This window comes from Pseudomonas sp. GW821-FHT10C09 (genome assembly GCF_059415465.1).
In genome coordinates, this window is sequence record NZ_JBWKNG010000017.1 from 40,430 (window position 1) to 54,915 (window position 14,486).

The window sequence follows — 14,486 nt, forward strand, 5'->3', positions numbered from 1 at the left end:
TGCTCCTTAGAGCAGGGCACTCCACCAAAGTCGGCATTTTTTGAATGACTTTTCGTGAAACCACAGAGAAGGCGAGCACGCTAGATGAATAACAACAATAAGATCTGCCATCCAAATCTGCGGCGCGGGCTGCTGGCTTCGGCGGTACTCGCCGGGCTGGGCATGGCGCCAGCGCAGGCGTTCGAATTTGATACGGGGAACGAGGACCTGACGGTTCGTTTCGACAACACCCTGAAATTCAACTACGCCCAGCGCGTAGAAGCACCGAACAGCAAGCTGGCCAACTCGTGGAACAACAACGACGGTGACCGCAACTTTTCTTCCGGCAGTCCGGTCGCCCAGCGTCTCGACGTCATGTCTGAACTGGACGTGGTGTACAAAAAACAGATGGGCTTTCGGGTCAGCGCCAACAGCTGGTACGACCATGCGTATGACGATATCGGCAGCTACAACCCGTCGACCAACCAGCTGAATGATGGCAAAGCTGATTCCAAGCACCAGAGCGGCTATGCCGACCGTTATTACAATGGTCCGTCCTCCGAGATCCTCGACGCCTTTGTGTTCGGCAGCACCGAAATCGGCGACGAGTCGATGCTCAGTGGCAAGGCCGGTAAGCACACGGTCTATTGGGGTGAAAGCGTTCTGGCCTTTGCCCACGGCAACAGCTATGGCCAATCGGGTCTGGACTTGTCCAAGGCCCTCGCAGTGCCGGGCACCGAAGCCAAAGAGCTGTTCATCCCGCGTAATCAGCTGTCCACCAGCTTCACCGTCAATCCGGAACTGACCCTCGCTGCGCAGTATTTTCTCGATTGGGATGCCGCACGCTTGCCGGAGTCCGGCACGTACCTGGGCTTCAACGACGGCATCCAGAGCGGCGGCCATAACCTGTCCTTGATTGGTGCGGCGAACCCGTTCTTCGGCGTCGCCGGGCCATTGGGTGCCAACCAGTTCCTGCGCCTCCAAAACGGTCATACGTTCACGCCTAGCAACAGCGGCGACTTTGGTTTGATGGCCAAGTGGAGTCCGGCGTGGCTGGACGGCACCATGGGCCTCTACTACCGCAAAACCTCGGACATCCTGCCCAATCTGGTGTTGCAACCGGGTGCTGTCACGCCTGCCGCAATCGCCTCGGGCACCATCGGCAGCTACAACCAGTTCTACGTGGATGACATCGATGTCTACGGTTTCAGCCTGGCCAAAAACATTGCGGGCGTGAGTGTCGGTTTCGACCTCAACTATCGCCACAACATGCCGCTGTCCAGCGTTCCGGCCACCGTCAACCCGACATTGGGCGCACGCGAAACCCCAGGGTTCATCAGCAGCTTCGATGGCGAAAACGGCGTGGCGCGCGGCAACACGGTGCACGCGGTGCTGAACGGCCTGACCACCTTCGGCGAAACACCGCTCTGGGACTCCTCCTCGTTGCTGGTTGAACTCGCCTACAGCCGCTGGCTGGACGTGACGGAGAACAAGCAATTGTTCAAGGGTGAGGACTGGTACAACGGCGTCGACAAGGTCACCAAGGACAACTACATCGTCGGCATGAACTTCAACCCGACCTGGTACCAGGTGTTCCCCGGCATCGATATGTTCATGCCGGTCAGCTACAACGTTGGCCTCGCGGGCCAGTCGTCCGTGCAACTGGGCGGCAACAAAGGCACCGGCAGCTACTCGGTCGGCGTCGGCATGGATGTGCACAGCCAGTACCGCTTCGACCTCAAGTACGTCGATAACTTTGGCGATTTCGACACCTGTGGTTCTGCCGGCAACGCTTCCGCCCATGGCGATGGCGCCGCGCCCGGTGCCAACGGTCAATACAACTGCGTGCCCGGCCAGACCACTGCGTTTGCCGGTACCGTGGCCCAGCTCAAGGATCGCGGCATGGTCACTTTCACTTTCAAAACCACCCTCTGATCCGAGTGCTGTGAGTTAACAGGAGACACCCCATGAATTTTGCTAAAACACTATTGGCCACCGCCCTGGCGCTGGCCGTCGTCGGCTCCGCCCATGCGGCGGTCAGTGCCGATCAAGCGGCCAGACTGGGCACCAGCCTGACGGCAGTCGGTGCTGAGAAAGCGGCCAGCGCCGACGGTCTCATTCCGGCGTACACCGGCGGTCTGACCACGATTCCGACTGATTTTAAAACCGGCGACTCGTTCCGTCCGGACCCGTTCGGTGCCGACAAACCACGCCTGGTCATCACTGGCAAAGAATTGGCGGAGCAGAAAGACAAACTCACCGCGACCACGCAGGCGTTGCTCACCCGCTACCCATCGTATCGCCTTGATGTGTACCCGACTCACCGCAGCGTCGCCATGCCTCAGGCCGTCCTGGACAACACCGCGAAAAACGCGGTGACGGCCAAGACCACCGATGGCGGGCTGGGTCTGGAAAACTCCCTGCCGGGCGTACCGTTCCCGATCCCCGCTGACGGCTACGAAGCCATGTGGAACCACTTGCAGCGCTATCAAGGCGTGGCAATGACCAACAAGTACGACTCGTGGAACGTCGACTCCTCCGGTACTGCCTCGTTGAGCTCCACGGGTGTGTTCAACATCGAATACCCGCTCTTTGCTCCGTCGCGTGCAGCCGGTCCGGTAACGTCCGATGAAACATACTACAAGATCAAGCTGACCTACACCGGCCCTGCACGTCGTGCCGGTGAAGCGCTGCTGTTGATGGACTCGGTCAACCCGCTGCAACAACCGCGTCGCGCCTGGCAATACCTGCCAGGGCAACGCCGCGTGAAACTGGCACCGGACCTGGCCTATGACACGCCAAACCCGGGTACTGTCGGCGCAGCGACCTATGACGATGCTTTCGTGTTCAACGGTGCGATGGACCGTTACGACTTCAAGCTGGTCGGCAAGAAAGAAATGTATGTGCCGTACAACACTTACAAGTTGAGCTACCACAAAGACGCGGCCGACGTGATGAAGGCCAACCACGTCAATCCGGATCTGATGCGCTGGGAGCTGCATCGGGTGTGGGTGGTGGAAGCCACGCTCAAACCGGGCAAGCGTCACATCTACAGCAAACGTACGTTCTACCTCGACGAAGACACCTGGATCGCCCTGGCCTCCGACGAGTATGACGCCCGTGGCCAACTCTACCGTGGCGGTTTCGCGCACCTGACCTACAGCTACGACGTGAAGGCTCCGGACACGATCAACCACATGACCTATGACCTGATTTCCGGTGCCTACAACGTCAACGGTTTCTACGGTCCTTACGGCGGCTTGAAGTACATCGATCCGCTGTCGAAGGCGCAGTGGTCTGCTGAATCGCTGGCTGGCGCTGGCATCCGCTAAACCCCCGCAATCCAATGTGGGAGCGGGCTTGCTTGCGAGGCCAGCACATTCAACAGGGATGTCGACTGTGTGGCCGCTATCGCGAGCAAGCTCGCTCCCACAAGGGAACCGTGGTGTGCACCGAGATAATAATAATGACGATGATCAAGTGGTTCCTGCTGGCCGCGTTGTCAGCTGCCCTGGCCGTGCCGTTCACCCGCCCGGTGTTCGCCGGCGAATTTGCCGATGTGCTCGACACGCCGGCACTGCCAAGCGAGCTCGCCGCGCGGTCGACGCTGACCGGACTGACTCACGCCGGTGACCGCCTGGTTGCCGTGGGCCAACGCGGGCACATTCTCTATTCCGATGATGCTGGTCAACACTGGCAACAGGCCCAAGTACCGGTCAGTTCCGACCTGGTTGCCGTGAATTTTCCAACCCCCCAACAAGGCTGGGCGGTCGGTCACGACGGCGTGGTCCTGCACAGCAGCGATGCCGGCCAGACCTGGACCCGACAATTGGACGGCCGTCAGGTCGGTCCGATCCTGCTCGATTACTACCAGCACCAACTTGCCAGTCAACCGGATGATGCCGACCTGCAACACCGGGTCAGCGACGCGCAACGCATGGTCGAGGAGGGCGCCGATAAACCCTTCCTCGATGTCTGGTTCGAAAGCGATCAGGTCGGCTACATCGTCGGCGCGTTCAACCTGATTCTGCGCACCGACGATGGCGGTCGCCACTGGACGCCGTTGCTGGAGCGCACCGAAAACCCGAGCGCGCTGAACCTCTACGCACTGCGCCCGGTGGGTGACGATTTGTTTATCGTCGGCGAGCAGGGCCTGGTGCTGAAACTGGACCGTGCGAGCGGCCGGTTCAACGCGATGCCGACACCGTACAACGGCAGCTTTTTTGGCATCACCGGCAAGCCGGGTGCGGCTCTGGTATTCGGTCTGCGCGGCAACGTTTACCGCAGCACTGACAGTGGCGTGAGCTGGAACAAAATCGAACTCGGCTTGCCCCTGAGCATCACTGCCAGCTCCGTCACGACCGATGGCCGCATCGTGCTGGTCAGTCAGGCCGGCCATGTATTGGTCAGCAGCGACGACGGCGCAAGTTTTCATATTCAACCCACCACCACGATGGCCCCGGTGGCTGCTGCCCAAGTGGCCAATGGCAGTTCGCTGGTGCTTGCAGGCACCCGTGGCCTGCGTCAATTGCCTCTCGAATAAGCCCGGCATCACAAAGAGAACACCATGATGGGTCACTACGAACTCGAAACAATGCCGGTTATCCGCGAGCTCAAGGGCTTCGACGCACGCTCCGGTAACGCCCTGGAACGGCTGATCTTCAACAACCGCTTGTGGGTGGTGCTGGCCTGTCTGCTGGTGACGATTGCATTGAGCTTCTTCGCCACGACCCGGCTGACGCTCAATGCCAGCTTCGAAAAGATGATCCCGCAGAGCCAGCCCTTCATCAAAAACTACCTGGAAAACCGTCAGGCCTTGCGCGGCCTCGGCAATGCGGTGCGAGTCGTGGTGGAGAGCAGCAACGGCGATATTTTCGACCCGCACTACCTCGACGCCCTGAAAGAAATCAACGACGAACTGTTCGTCACGCCGGGCGTCGACCGTGCCTGGATGAAGTCGCTGTGGACCCCGGCGGTGCGCTGGACCGAAGTCACTGAGCAAGGCTTTCAGGGCGGCCCGGTGATGCCCGATTCCTATGACGGCTCGGCGCAAAGCGTGCAGCAGTTGCGGCAGAACATTGCCCGCTCGGGCATCGTCGGCAGCCTCATCGGCAACAACTTCAAGTCGAGCATGATCTTCGTGCCGTTGCTGGAGAAAGACCCGGTCACCGGGCAGGCCATCGATTACCACCAGTTCTCCAAGACCCTGGAAGAGAAACTGCGCGACAAATACGAATTTTCCGGCAGCGTTCGCGTGTCGGGCGAAGAGGGCAAAGGGCCGATCAAGATCCGCGTGATCGGTTTCGCCAAACTGGTCGGCGACCTGCTCGACGGCCTGATGCAGGTGATGATGTATTTCGGCGCCGCGGCGGTGATTGCCACGGCGATCATCTTCTACTTCACCCGTTGTGTACGCAGCACCGCGCTGGTGATTCTCTGCTCGGTCATCGCGGTGGTCTGGCAGCTTGGGTTGGTTGCGCTGTTCGGCTTTGCGCTTGACCCGTTCTCGATTCTGGTGCCGTTCCTGGTGTTCGCCATCGGTGTGTCCCACGGCGCACAGAAGATGAACGGGATCATGCAGGACGTCGGGCGCGGCACCCATCAACTGGTCGCCGCGCGCTATACCTTTCGCCGTCTTTTTCTCGCCGGTCTTACCGCGTTGCTGGCCGATGCGGTCGGTTTTGCGGTGTTGATGCTGATCGATATCCCCGTGATTCAGGACTTGGCAATCACCGCGAGCATCGGTGTGGCGGTGCTGATCTTCACCAACCTGGTATTGCTGCCGGTGTTGCTGTCGTACTGGGGGGTGAGTCGCAAGGCCGCCGAGCGCAGTTTGCGCGCCGAGAACAAGGAGCTGCGCGGTAAAGGCATCGGGGCGCTGTGGAGTTTCCTCGACAAGTTTACCGAGCGCCGCTGGGCCACCATCGCGGTGAGCGTGGCGGCTGTGTTGGCGGTGGGCGGTATTATCGTCAGCCATCATCTGAAGATCGGCGACCTCGATCCAGGTGCTCCGGAACTGCGTTCAGACTCGCGCTACAACCGTGATAACGCTTACATCACCAGCAACTATTCGCTGTCCAGCGACCAGTTCGCAATCATGCTCAAGACGCCGAGCGAGGGCTGCCTGAAGTACCAATCGCTGGTGGAAGCCGATCGCCTCGGCTGGCTGTTGCAGCAGATCCCTGGCGTGCAAACCACGGTGTCGCTGACCAACGCCGTACGCCAGATCACGGCGGGTTCCTATGAAGGCAACCCGAAGATGCTGACCATCGCGCGCAATCAGGACGTGCTCAACTACGGCGCGCAGCAGGCCTCGGTCAGCAGTCCGGACCTGTTCAACAACGATTGCTCGATGATGCCGATCGTGGCGTACCTGTCGGATCACAAGGCCGAAACCCTCGACCGCGTAGTGCAAGTGGCTGAAACCTTCGCCCGAGAGCACAGCAACGGTGATCGTCAGTTCATGTTGGCGGCCGGCAGTGCCGGGATCGAGGCGGCGACCAACATCGTCGTGCGTGACGCTAACCGCACCATGCTGCTGTACGTGTACGGCGCGGTCATTGTGTTGTGCTTCATCACCTTCCGCAGCTGGCGCGCGGTGGTGGTGGCCGTGGTGCCGCTGATGTTGACCTCGATCCTCTGCGAAGCGCTGATGGTCTGGCTGGGCATGGGCGTCAAAGTCGCCACGCTGCCGGTGATTGCGCTCGGTGTGGGGATTGGCGTGGATTACGCGTTGTACCTGTTGAGCGTGCAACTGGCGCAGCAACGTGCCGGGATGTCGCTGACCGAGGCGTATCGCAATGCCGTGGCGTTCACCGGGAAAGTGGTGGCGTTGGTCGGGATTACCCTGGCCGCGGGTGTGATCACCTGGGCCTGGTCGCCGATCAAGTTCCAGGCCGACATGGGCATTCTGCTGACGTTCATGTTCATCTGGAACATGGTAGGGGCGTTGGTGTTGATCCCGGCGCTGTCGCACTTTCTGTTGCGCAAGGTGAAATAGGCCGACGCGCGGTCAGGCATCTCGCAACAAGTCGTTGGCATTGAGAATGTTGTAGGCAATCTCCGGGCGCTTCTCAAGGCCACGGCGAATGGCGGCCGGGATCGACTGGCGGGTTTTGCGACACAGGCCGGGCTGCTCGCCGAGGGTGATGCCGATGCCGCGCATGGTCCGCACTTCGTTGAAGCTGGGGGCGATCTCGACGCGGATGCCCAGTTGCTCGTACATCCGCTGTTGCAGGCGTTCGAGGTCGGCCAGGCTCTGGAGGTTTTCCAGGCGGTCGAGCAGGCGCTTTTCTTCCGGGCGGGTCAGAAACAGGATGCGCACGTCCGCACCCGGTGTTTCCAGCAGCGGGTCACGCCCGCAGGTGCAGGCGCCGGGCGGGCAGGGTGAGCGGATCGGAACAGTGGTCGTCATGGGCCCTAATCATAGAGCGCTCTAATCCGCTTTGCCCATAGCTGAATCGTCAGTCCGAGAGATCGGTCGTCGGGATGATCTGCTCGTCCTCAACCGCGACACTGCTGGCAGTTTTCTTTTCCCGTCGATCACTCATCCAAGTGTGCAATTGCTCACCGAATTCGGCCGGGGCTTTGCGCCCGACTCTTCTGGCGAGGTCGAGAATGGTCTGCTGGGCGAGCGCTTCTTCCATGCGTTTTTGCGCCGTCATCATCACCGCGTGTACCGCGCAAGGACCGTCGAGGGCCCACGCCGGTGGGGCGCCGTCGAACAAGGCGCAACGCCCGCGAATCTCGCGGCAATCGAAGATCAGTTTCTTGCCGTCGATGGCGTTGACGATATCCAGCACGCTGATTTCGTCTGCCGGCAGCGCCAGTTTGAATCCGCCGCGCACGCCTTCGGTGGCGATCACCAGTTTGGCCTTGGCCAGTCGGGTGAAGATCTTGGCCAGGTAATCCAGCGGCACGCCTTGCAGTTCGGCGAGGTCGCGCACGCTCGCCTCACGGCTGTCGCCGTAATCGCCTACCAAAAAAATCAGGCAATGAATGCCGTATTCAACGCCCGCACTGTAAAGAGACATCAGGATCTCCGACTGAATGAGTCGCCAATGTTATCAGTCGATGGATAGGCGGGCAATAATCCATGCTGATCGCTATCTGCCCCGTGTTGCTTATAGATAAAAGCTGTTGACGGGATTGTCGAGGTATCGAAGTGGATGATGGCAGTCATCGTAAAAAGGATATTGCACACTGCAACTCGGATATCTATAGTCGCCGTTGTCCGCTCGGCAACGAGTTCAGTCTTTGGTCATCCTCGGAGTTAAAACCATGAAACAGCACATCCTGGTTATCGGCGCAGGTTTCGGCGGCATGTGGACGGCGTTGAGCGCCACACGCCTGTTCGACCTGCATGATCACAACGGCGTCGAGGTCACGGTACTGGCGCCCCAGGCCGAGCTGCGCGTGCGTCCGCGCTTCTACGAACCGAATGCTCATCAGCTGGCTGCACCCCTCGGCGAGCTGTTCGATGCGGTCGGTGTGAAGTTCATCAAGGGCGCCGCAGAGACCATCGACGTGCAGCACAAAAGTGTCGGTTACACCGATGCTTCAGGCACCCGCCAGACCCTCAGCTACGACAAACTCGTTCTGGCGACCGGCAGCCGTCTGGCCCAGTCGAACACCCCGGGCGTGTCCGAGCATGCCTTTGATGTGGATCAGATCGAACAAGCCGTGCGTCTGGAAAACCACCTGAAATCCCTGGCCAACCAGCCAGAAAGCAAAGCCCGAAATACCGTGGTCGTCGCCGGCGGCGGTTTCACCGGGATTGAAACGGCGACTGAAATGCCCGCACGTCTGCGGGAAATCCTCGGTGAGGGTGCCGACATCGAAGTGATCATCATCGACCGTGGCGAGAAGGTCGGGGCTTCGATGGGCGCCGAAATCAGCCAGTCGATTGCCGAGGCGAGCACTGAGCTGGGAGTGAAATGGCGCGTGAAGTCGTCGGTGGCGGCGGTCGACGCCAAAGGTGTGACCCTGGCCGACGGCCAGCGCATCGAGGCCAAAACCGTGATCTGGACCACCGGTGTGCGCGCCAGCTCACTGACCGAGCAAATCCCTGCCGAGCGTGATTCCCAAGGCCGTCTGCACGTGGACAGTCATCTGAAAGTCATTGGTCAGGACGACATCTTTGCCACGGGCGATGTGGCTTACGCGGCCTGCGACGACATCGGCAACTTCGCGATGATGACCTGCCAGCACGCCATCTCGCTGGGGCGTCACGCCGGAAACAACGTGGCGGCGCAGATTCTGGGCGTGGACCCGACGCCGTATAGCCAGCCCAAGTACGTAACGTGCCTGGACCTGGGTGCCTGGGGCGCGGTCTACACCGAGGGTTGGGATCGTCAGGTCAAACTGGTCAAGCAGGAAGGCAAAGACTTGAAGACGCAGATCAACACCGTGTGGATCTACCCACCGGCCGCTGACCGTGCCGCCGCATTGGCCGCCGCGGATCCGATGATTCCAGTGGCTTGATAGCGTTGTCGTGAAAAAATCCCGCTCAAGTGACCTTGGGCGGGATTTTTTTTAAATATGGAAAGCTAGATGTGGAAAGCCTGGCGGCCGACCAGCAGCCATTTGCCATCCTTTTTCTGCCAGATCTGGAAGTTCTCGATTTCGGTCGGGATCACTTCGGTGCCCTTGAGTGCCTGGGCCGAGAAATGATTGCGCACCAACGCTACATCGCCGGAGACGTTGATGGTCTGGTTTTGCATTTCCAGGGTTTTGAACGCGCTTCTGCCGGTTTCGATGTCGGCGATGAATTCGCTCTTGTCCTGAACCTTGCCGCTGGAATGCCCGTAGGTCAGGTTCTCGGCGGTCAGGGTTTTAAGTTCGGAAATGTTCTTGTGCAGCATGGCTTGGGTCAGATGGTCGACGGCGCTGGCGACCTCTTTCTCGCCCGGCGCCGGCGCAGCGACGACGTAGCCACTGAAGAGGCAGAGAAAACCGACCAGCAGTTTGACGTTTTTCATAGGTGTTTCCTTGTTGTTATGGGAAGGGTGACTCATCGGTCATCGTACAACCTATAAAGAATTTAGAGAATACCCGGCACGCCCCGTCTTCAAGGTCGTGCACGGGCAGAGGGTTTCAGGCCAGCATCGACAACAAACCACCCTGACGGTCCAGCTTGGCCAGGTCATCGAAGCCACCGACATGGGTGTCGCCGATGAAAATCTGCGGCACGCTGCGTCGACCGCTGCGGCTGAGCATCTCCTCGAACTTGCCGGGGCTGGACTGGACGTTTATTTCCTGCGCCGCGATGCCTTTACTGGCCAACAGCGCCTTGGCGTTGCGGCAATAGGGGCAGGTGTCGGTGGTGTAGATCGTCACGCTGTTCATTGTCGATACTCCTGAATTTAGTGTCCGCGCTTACGCATCGATGGCGGGGAAGTCGATCTCGGTGAGGGCGAGGTTGTTGAGGTAGTTGGTCAGGGTTTGTGCCGCGATGTGGCCCACCACTTCAATGATCTTGGCGTCGGTGATACCGGCCGCCCGTGCAGCGTCGAGTTGTTCGAGGCTGAGATGGCCACGGCTTTCGGTAATTTGTTGGGCGAGGGTGGCGTAGGCATTCAGTTCGCCGTGTCGGGCGCTGAGGATGTCTTGCGCGGACAGCCCGGCTTTACCGGCAAACAGCGTGTGCGCGGCCAGGCAGTAATCGCAGCCGTTGACTTGCGAGGTGGCCAGGAAGACCACTTCTTTTTCCGTCGCGCTCAGGGACGTTTTGCCCAGCGTCGCGCTTTGTTGCAGGTAGGCCGCGAGAACCGCAGGGGCATGCGCCAGGGTTTTGAAGACATTCGGCAAAAAGCCGATTTTTTTCTGCACGCCTTCCAGCAGCGGGCGGGTGGTGTCAGTGGCGTGTTCGAGGCTCAGGGCGGTAATGCGGCTCATGGGTATAGCTCCGTAGATTCAAGCGCGGTGTGCGCTGGGTACGGGGTCTATGCTATGGGGCGACGCTGGCCTTTAGGGTGCAAATCGTCGAGGATGTGCGACAGATCGTCCAGATATTTGCCCGGGAGCCGTGCCATGGATCGCTTGTCCACTTTACTCACCCACTTCGGTGTCAGTGCCGGGAGCTTCTACAGCGGGCATTTTTGCGGCTCGGTGGTGTTTGACGGCGAGCAGTCAACCGGCCACTTGCACCTGCTGCAAGCGGGCGAAGTGACGCTGAAACTGGCCGATGAACCCGACCAGGTGCTCAGCGAGCCGACGCTGATATTTTTCCCGCGACCTTTCCGTCACCGTTTGTTCGCCAGCGAAGCCTCGGACGCGCAACTGGTGTGCGCAACACTGGATTTCGACGGCGGTGCCGGCAACGCCCTGGCCGCCGCGCTGCCGGATTTCCTGCTACTCAAACTCGACAGCATTCCGACGATGGCCGGCACCCTGGACTGGCTGTTCAGTGAAGCCTTCGGCGGCATCTGTGGTCGTGAAGCGATGATGGATCGACTGTTCGAATTGCTGGTGATCCAGCTGCTGCGGCATATCCTCACCGACCGTGCTCAGAGCCCCGGCATGATGGCCGGCCTCGCCGATTTGCGTCTGGCGCGGGCCATGAGCCTGATGCACGACGCACCTGAAAAATCCTGGACCGTGGCCGAGCTGTCGGCGGCGGCGAACATGTCCCGCGCCAGTTTTGCCGAGCATTTTCGCCAAGTGGTGGGGCAGACCCCGGTCGACTATCTGGTGAGCTGGCGCATCAGCCTGGCGCAGAAACGGCTGCGCGAAGGCAAGTCGATTGCGCTGATCGCCGATGAAGTTGGCTACGAAAGCCCCTCGGCGCTGGCCCGTGCCTTTCGCCGAAAAACCGGGGTCAGCCCGCGAGAATGGACGCAGGCGGGCAAACGCCCGCGGTGATGGGGGCCTTTTGTGGTGGTGGGGGCTTTTGTGGTGATGAGGCACAAGCCTCATCACCACAAAAGCCCGCTTACCACAGGGTTTCAGCATCGTGAGATAGACTAACCAGCGGACATCCAACGAAGGGAGTGACCACCGTGGCGCGATTCACATGGACTCGCTGATCACCGCCGCCGCCCGTGCACTGGCGGCGGGTGACCCCCTCGGGGCGTTGAACCGGGTGGCCTTGCGCGAAGATGCGCCGGCGCTGGCATTGCGCGGTATCGCCATGGCGCAGCTCGGCGATCTGGAGCGCGCCAAGGCATTGGTCAAACGGGCCGCCCGTGCATTTGGTCCAAAAGAGCCGATGGCCCGAGCCCGCTGCGTGGTGGCCGAGGCCGAAATTGCCCTGGCTTCTCGCGATTTGAGCTGGCCCGAAAAAGCCCTCGACGCCGCGCGAGCAACGCTGGAGGCCCACGGCGATTGGGTGAACGCGGCTCATGCGCGCTATCTGGAAATCCGGCGTTTATTGCTGATCGGTCATATCGAACAGGTCGAGGAACGGCTCGCCCAACTGGACCCTGCGCCCTTGCCGCCGGCCTTGCGCGCCGCCCATGAATTGGTGGTGGCCGGCATCGCCATGCGACGGCTGGAGATCAGAAAGGCGCGGTCTGCACTGCAAAGGGCTGAACGCTTCGCAAGCGACGCGGGGATCCCGGCGCTGAGCGCGGAAGTCGAGAACGTCGCTCACGTCCTCAACGTCCCCGCCGCCCGGTTAATCCACCGGGGCGAGGTGCGACCGTTGCTGTTGGATGAGGTTGAAACGCTGCTGACCTCAACATCGCTGGTGGTCGACGCGTGTCGATACACGGTGCGCGGCGCCGGAATGTCGGTGTCGCTGGCCAGGCGCCCGGTGTTGTTCTCCCTCGCGCGGGCATTGGCCGAAGCCTGGCCGGCCGATGTCCCCCGCGAAACACTCATCGCCTATGCTTTTCGCTTGAAACTCAGTGACGAATCTCACCGTGCGCGGTTGCGCGTCGAAGTCGGACGGCTGCGTGCGGCGCTTCGACCGCTGGCCGGGATCACGGCGACGAAGCGCGGCTTTGCCCTGCTGTCGCCGGACGTCGTGGTACTGGCGCGGCCGGTCGAAGAGCAGCACGCGGCGCTGTTGGCGTTTCTGGCGGACGGCGAGTCATGGTCGAGTTCGGCGCTGGCGATGGCGCTGGGCACCGGTCAGCGCAGCGTGCAACGGGCGCTTGATTCGCTGGCGGTCGCCGGCAAAGTGCAGGCGTTTGGTCGTGGCCGCGCGCGTCGCTGGATGACGCCACCGATGCCGGGATTCGCGACGACTTTGTTACTCACGGCTTTGTTACCGGGTGATTAGGCTCCACTCCACACACCCAGTGAAGAGGATGCAACGATGAAACGTTCAACCGCTGAAATCATCCGTGAATACGGCCCGTTTCCTGGCGTCGACAGCGTGCACGGCGTCTCGTTTGACGGCCAGCACGTCTGGTTCGCTTCAGGAGAAAAGCTCAACGCCCTTGACCCGGACAGTGGCAAGCCGCTGCGTTCGCTCGATATAACCGCAGACGCAGGAACTGCCTTTGACGGCGAGCATTTGTTTCAGATTGCCGGGGAACACATCAACAAGATCGACCCCCAAAGCGGCCGCGTGCTCGCCACGATTCCGGCGCCCGGCGGTGGCACCGATTCGGGGCTGACGTGGGCGGAAGGCATGCTGTGGGTGGGTCAATATCGGGCGCGCAAGATCCACCAGATCAATCCCGACACCGGGGCCATTCTGCGCACCATCGAGTCCAACCGTTTTGTCACCGGTGTGACTTGGGTAGACGGCGATTTATGGCACGGCACGTGGGAAGAAGATCAGAGTGAGTTGCGGCGGATTGACCCGACCACCGGCAAGGTCCTGGAGGCTGTCGAAATGCCGCCAGGGGTGGGAGTGTCAGGGCTTGAGTCGGATGGTGGCGAGCGGTTTTTCTGTGGCGGCGGCAACAGCGGCAAAGTCAGGGCCGTGCGCCGGCCCGTGGCTTCCTAGAACGTAAACTGACGCGACGAGCGGGGCGCACTTTGGGCCAGTTCGATCTCCAGCAAGTGCTCAACCAACACGTCATTGAGAAAGCGGAACTGATCATTGAGGCCGACCACTTCGTTGTTGAAGTGGTTGGCAGCTGCCGGCATCAGCAACGCTTCAAAGTTTTCGTCGAACACCAGCGACAACTCTTTGCGCGACACGAATTCCTGCGCGTAGTAGTTGGTGCCAAACACCGGGAAGCTCACGGAAAGGCTGACGGAGTGGATCATGATGGTTGCTCCTCGGTCTGACCGATGTCCAGGAAGAAACGCGAAAACAGGGTCAGCGAAACGGCCGTCAGGGCCAGGCAGGTCAGGAGATGGATCAACATGATGTGGCCCTCCGATAGGGTCGTTGCGTTGTGATGGGATGATGGTGCTCCAGGCGGTTTTATTGCGGAAGGCATTCGTCGCGATGGTGAATATCAACATTAATGATGGTGTTCTTCAGGGCCTCTTCGCGAGCAGGCTCGCTCCCACAGTGGTCCGTGGTGGAACGAAAATTTGTGCACGACGCCAATCCCCTGTGGGAGCGAGCTTGCTCGCGATGAGGCCCTCAAGCACACCGAACA

Annotated in this window: 14 protein-coding genes; 8 read left to right on the forward strand and 6 right to left on the reverse strand. The window is 60.6% G+C overall.

All coding sequences use genetic code 11. The annotated features are described in order from the left end of the window. The first annotated feature begins 84 nt into the window (after positions 1-84). From AC07N8_RS18700 to AC07N8_RS18715, 4 genes are all read left to right on the forward strand, one after another. Positions 85-1,914 (forward strand): DUF1302 domain-containing protein, encoded by a 1,830-nt coding sequence (locus AC07N8_RS18700; RefSeq protein WP_483839855.1) that lies wholly within the window; start codon positions 85-87, stop codon positions 1,912-1,914. 32 nt (positions 1,915-1,946) lie between these two features. Continuing rightward, complete coding sequence (locus AC07N8_RS18705) at positions 1,947-3,311, forward strand: DUF1329 domain-containing protein (protein ID WP_483839854.1); 1,365 nt, start codon at positions 1,947-1,949, stop codon at positions 3,309-3,311. 134 nt (positions 3,312-3,445) lie between these two features. Next, a complete protein-coding gene (locus AC07N8_RS18710; protein ID WP_493145623.1) occupies positions 3,446-4,522 on the forward strand; it encodes a WD40/YVTN/BNR-like repeat-containing protein in 1,077 nt (358 codons plus the stop codon). Positions 4,523-4,549: 27 nt separating this feature from the next. Continuing rightward, on the forward strand, positions 4,550-6,979 hold the full coding sequence (locus AC07N8_RS18715; protein ID WP_493145650.1) for an efflux RND transporter permease subunit: 2,430 nt from the start codon (positions 4,550-4,552) through the stop codon (positions 6,977-6,979). A 12-nt stretch (positions 6,980-6,991) separates the two neighbouring features. Here the strand turns inward: AC07N8_RS18715 and AC07N8_RS18720 are convergent, their stop codons facing one another. Both AC07N8_RS18720 and AC07N8_RS18725 read right to left on the reverse strand, forming a co-directional pair. Beyond that, positions 6,992-7,393, reverse strand: coding sequence for a hypothetical protein (locus AC07N8_RS18720; RefSeq protein WP_493145622.1), 402 nt, complete (start codon positions 7,391-7,393; stop codon positions 6,992-6,994). A gap of 49 nt (positions 7,394-7,442) precedes the next feature. Continuing rightward, positions 7,443-8,012: an RrF2 family transcriptional regulator gene (locus AC07N8_RS18725; RefSeq protein ID WP_493145621.1), complete on the reverse strand. Its 570-nt coding sequence runs from the start codon at positions 8,010-8,012 to the stop codon at positions 7,443-7,445. A gap of 247 nt (positions 8,013-8,259) precedes the next feature. Between AC07N8_RS18725 and AC07N8_RS18730 the strand changes: the two genes are divergently transcribed. Then, on the forward strand, positions 8,260-9,462 hold the full coding sequence (locus tag AC07N8_RS18730) for an NAD(P)/FAD-dependent oxidoreductase (RefSeq protein ID WP_493145620.1): 1,203 nt from the start codon (positions 8,260-8,262) through the stop codon (positions 9,460-9,462). A gap of 65 nt (positions 9,463-9,527) precedes the next feature. Here the strand turns inward: AC07N8_RS18730 and AC07N8_RS18735 are convergent, their stop codons facing one another. The 3 genes from AC07N8_RS18735 to AC07N8_RS18745 form a co-directional block, all read right to left on the reverse strand. Beyond that, a complete protein-coding gene (locus AC07N8_RS18735; protein WP_493145619.1) occupies positions 9,528-9,959 on the reverse strand; it encodes a nuclear transport factor 2 family protein in 432 nt (143 codons plus the stop codon). Between the two features lie 115 nt (positions 9,960-10,074). Beyond that, on the reverse strand, positions 10,075-10,326 hold the full coding sequence (gene grxC, locus AC07N8_RS18740) for a glutaredoxin 3 (RefSeq protein WP_493145618.1): 252 nt from the start codon (positions 10,324-10,326) through the stop codon (positions 10,075-10,077). 30 nt (positions 10,327-10,356) lie between these two features. Beyond that, complete coding sequence (locus AC07N8_RS18745; RefSeq protein ID WP_493145617.1) at positions 10,357-10,875, reverse strand: carboxymuconolactone decarboxylase family protein; 519 nt, start codon at positions 10,873-10,875, stop codon at positions 10,357-10,359. Positions 10,876-11,010: 135 nt separating this feature from the next. Between AC07N8_RS18745 and AC07N8_RS18750 the strand changes: the two genes are divergently transcribed. The 3 genes from AC07N8_RS18750 (at position 11,011) to AC07N8_RS18760 (ending at position 13,879) form a co-directional block, all read left to right on the forward strand. After that, entirely contained in the window at positions 11,011-11,841 is an 831-nt protein-coding gene (locus tag AC07N8_RS18750; protein ID WP_493145616.1) for an AraC family transcriptional regulator, read from the forward strand. Between the two features lie 151 nt (positions 11,842-11,992). After that, positions 11,993-13,204, forward strand: a complete 1,212-nt coding sequence (locus AC07N8_RS18755; protein WP_493145615.1) for a helix-turn-helix domain-containing protein — start codon at positions 11,993-11,995, stop codon at positions 13,202-13,204. A gap of 36 nt (positions 13,205-13,240) precedes the next feature. After that, positions 13,241-13,879, forward strand: coding sequence for a Vgb family protein (locus tag AC07N8_RS18760; RefSeq protein ID WP_493145614.1), 639 nt, complete (start codon positions 13,241-13,243; stop codon positions 13,877-13,879). Here AC07N8_RS18760 and AC07N8_RS18765 read toward each other — a convergent pair. Continuing rightward, positions 13,876-14,145 carry a hypothetical protein gene (locus AC07N8_RS18765; RefSeq protein ID WP_140668964.1) on the reverse strand — a complete coding sequence of 90 codons (270 nt, stop codon included), beginning with the start codon at positions 14,143-14,145 and terminating at the stop codon, positions 13,876-13,878. The two genes, AC07N8_RS18760 and AC07N8_RS18765, sit on opposite strands and share 4 nt — an antisense overlap. Between the last annotated feature and the right edge of the window lie 341 nt (positions 14,146-14,486).

What these genes read in the sequence shown, in the direction of transcription:
- grxC (WP_493145618.1), bottom strand. Translation starts at nt 10,326, where the DNA reads ATGAACAGCGTGACGATCTACACCACCGACACCTGCCCCTATTGCCGC.
- AC07N8_RS18745 (WP_493145617.1), bottom strand. Translation starts at nt 10,875, where the DNA reads ATGAGCCGCATTACCGCCCTGAGCCTCGAACACGCCACTGACACCACC.
- AC07N8_RS18715 (WP_493145650.1), top strand. Translation starts at nt 4,550, where the DNA reads ATGGGTCACTACGAACTCGAAACAATGCCGGTTATCCGCGAGCTCAAG.
- AC07N8_RS18735 (WP_493145619.1), bottom strand. Translation starts at nt 9,959, where the DNA reads ATGAAAAACGTCAAACTGCTGGTCGGTTTTCTCTGCCTCTTCAGTGGC.
- AC07N8_RS18730 (WP_493145620.1), top strand. Translation starts at nt 8,260, where the DNA reads ATGAAACAGCACATCCTGGTTATCGGCGCAGGTTTCGGCGGCATGTGG.
- AC07N8_RS18700 (WP_483839855.1), top strand. Translation starts at nt 85, where the DNA reads ATGAATAACAACAATAAGATCTGCCATCCAAATCTGCGGCGCGGGCTG.
- AC07N8_RS18705 (WP_483839854.1), top strand. Translation starts at nt 1,947, where the DNA reads ATGAATTTTGCTAAAACACTATTGGCCACCGCCCTGGCGCTGGCCGTC.
- AC07N8_RS18750 (WP_493145616.1), top strand. Translation starts at nt 11,011, where the DNA reads ATGGATCGCTTGTCCACTTTACTCACCCACTTCGGTGTCAGTGCCGGG.
- AC07N8_RS18760 (WP_493145614.1), top strand. Translation starts at nt 13,241, where the DNA reads ATGAAACGTTCAACCGCTGAAATCATCCGTGAATACGGCCCGTTTCCT.
- AC07N8_RS18710 (WP_493145623.1), top strand. Translation starts at nt 3,446, where the DNA reads ATGACGATGATCAAGTGGTTCCTGCTGGCCGCGTTGTCAGCTGCCCTG.
- AC07N8_RS18755 (WP_493145615.1), top strand. Translation starts at nt 11,993, where the DNA reads ATGGACTCGCTGATCACCGCCGCCGCCCGTGCACTGGCGGCGGGTGAC.
- AC07N8_RS18765 (WP_140668964.1), bottom strand. Translation starts at nt 14,145, where the DNA reads ATGATCCACTCCGTCAGCCTTTCCGTGAGCTTCCCGGTGTTTGGCACC.
- AC07N8_RS18720 (WP_493145622.1), bottom strand. Translation starts at nt 7,393, where the DNA reads ATGACGACCACTGTTCCGATCCGCTCACCCTGCCCGCCCGGCGCCTGC.
- AC07N8_RS18725 (WP_493145621.1), bottom strand. Translation starts at nt 8,012, where the DNA reads ATGTCTCTTTACAGTGCGGGCGTTGAATACGGCATTCATTGCCTGATT.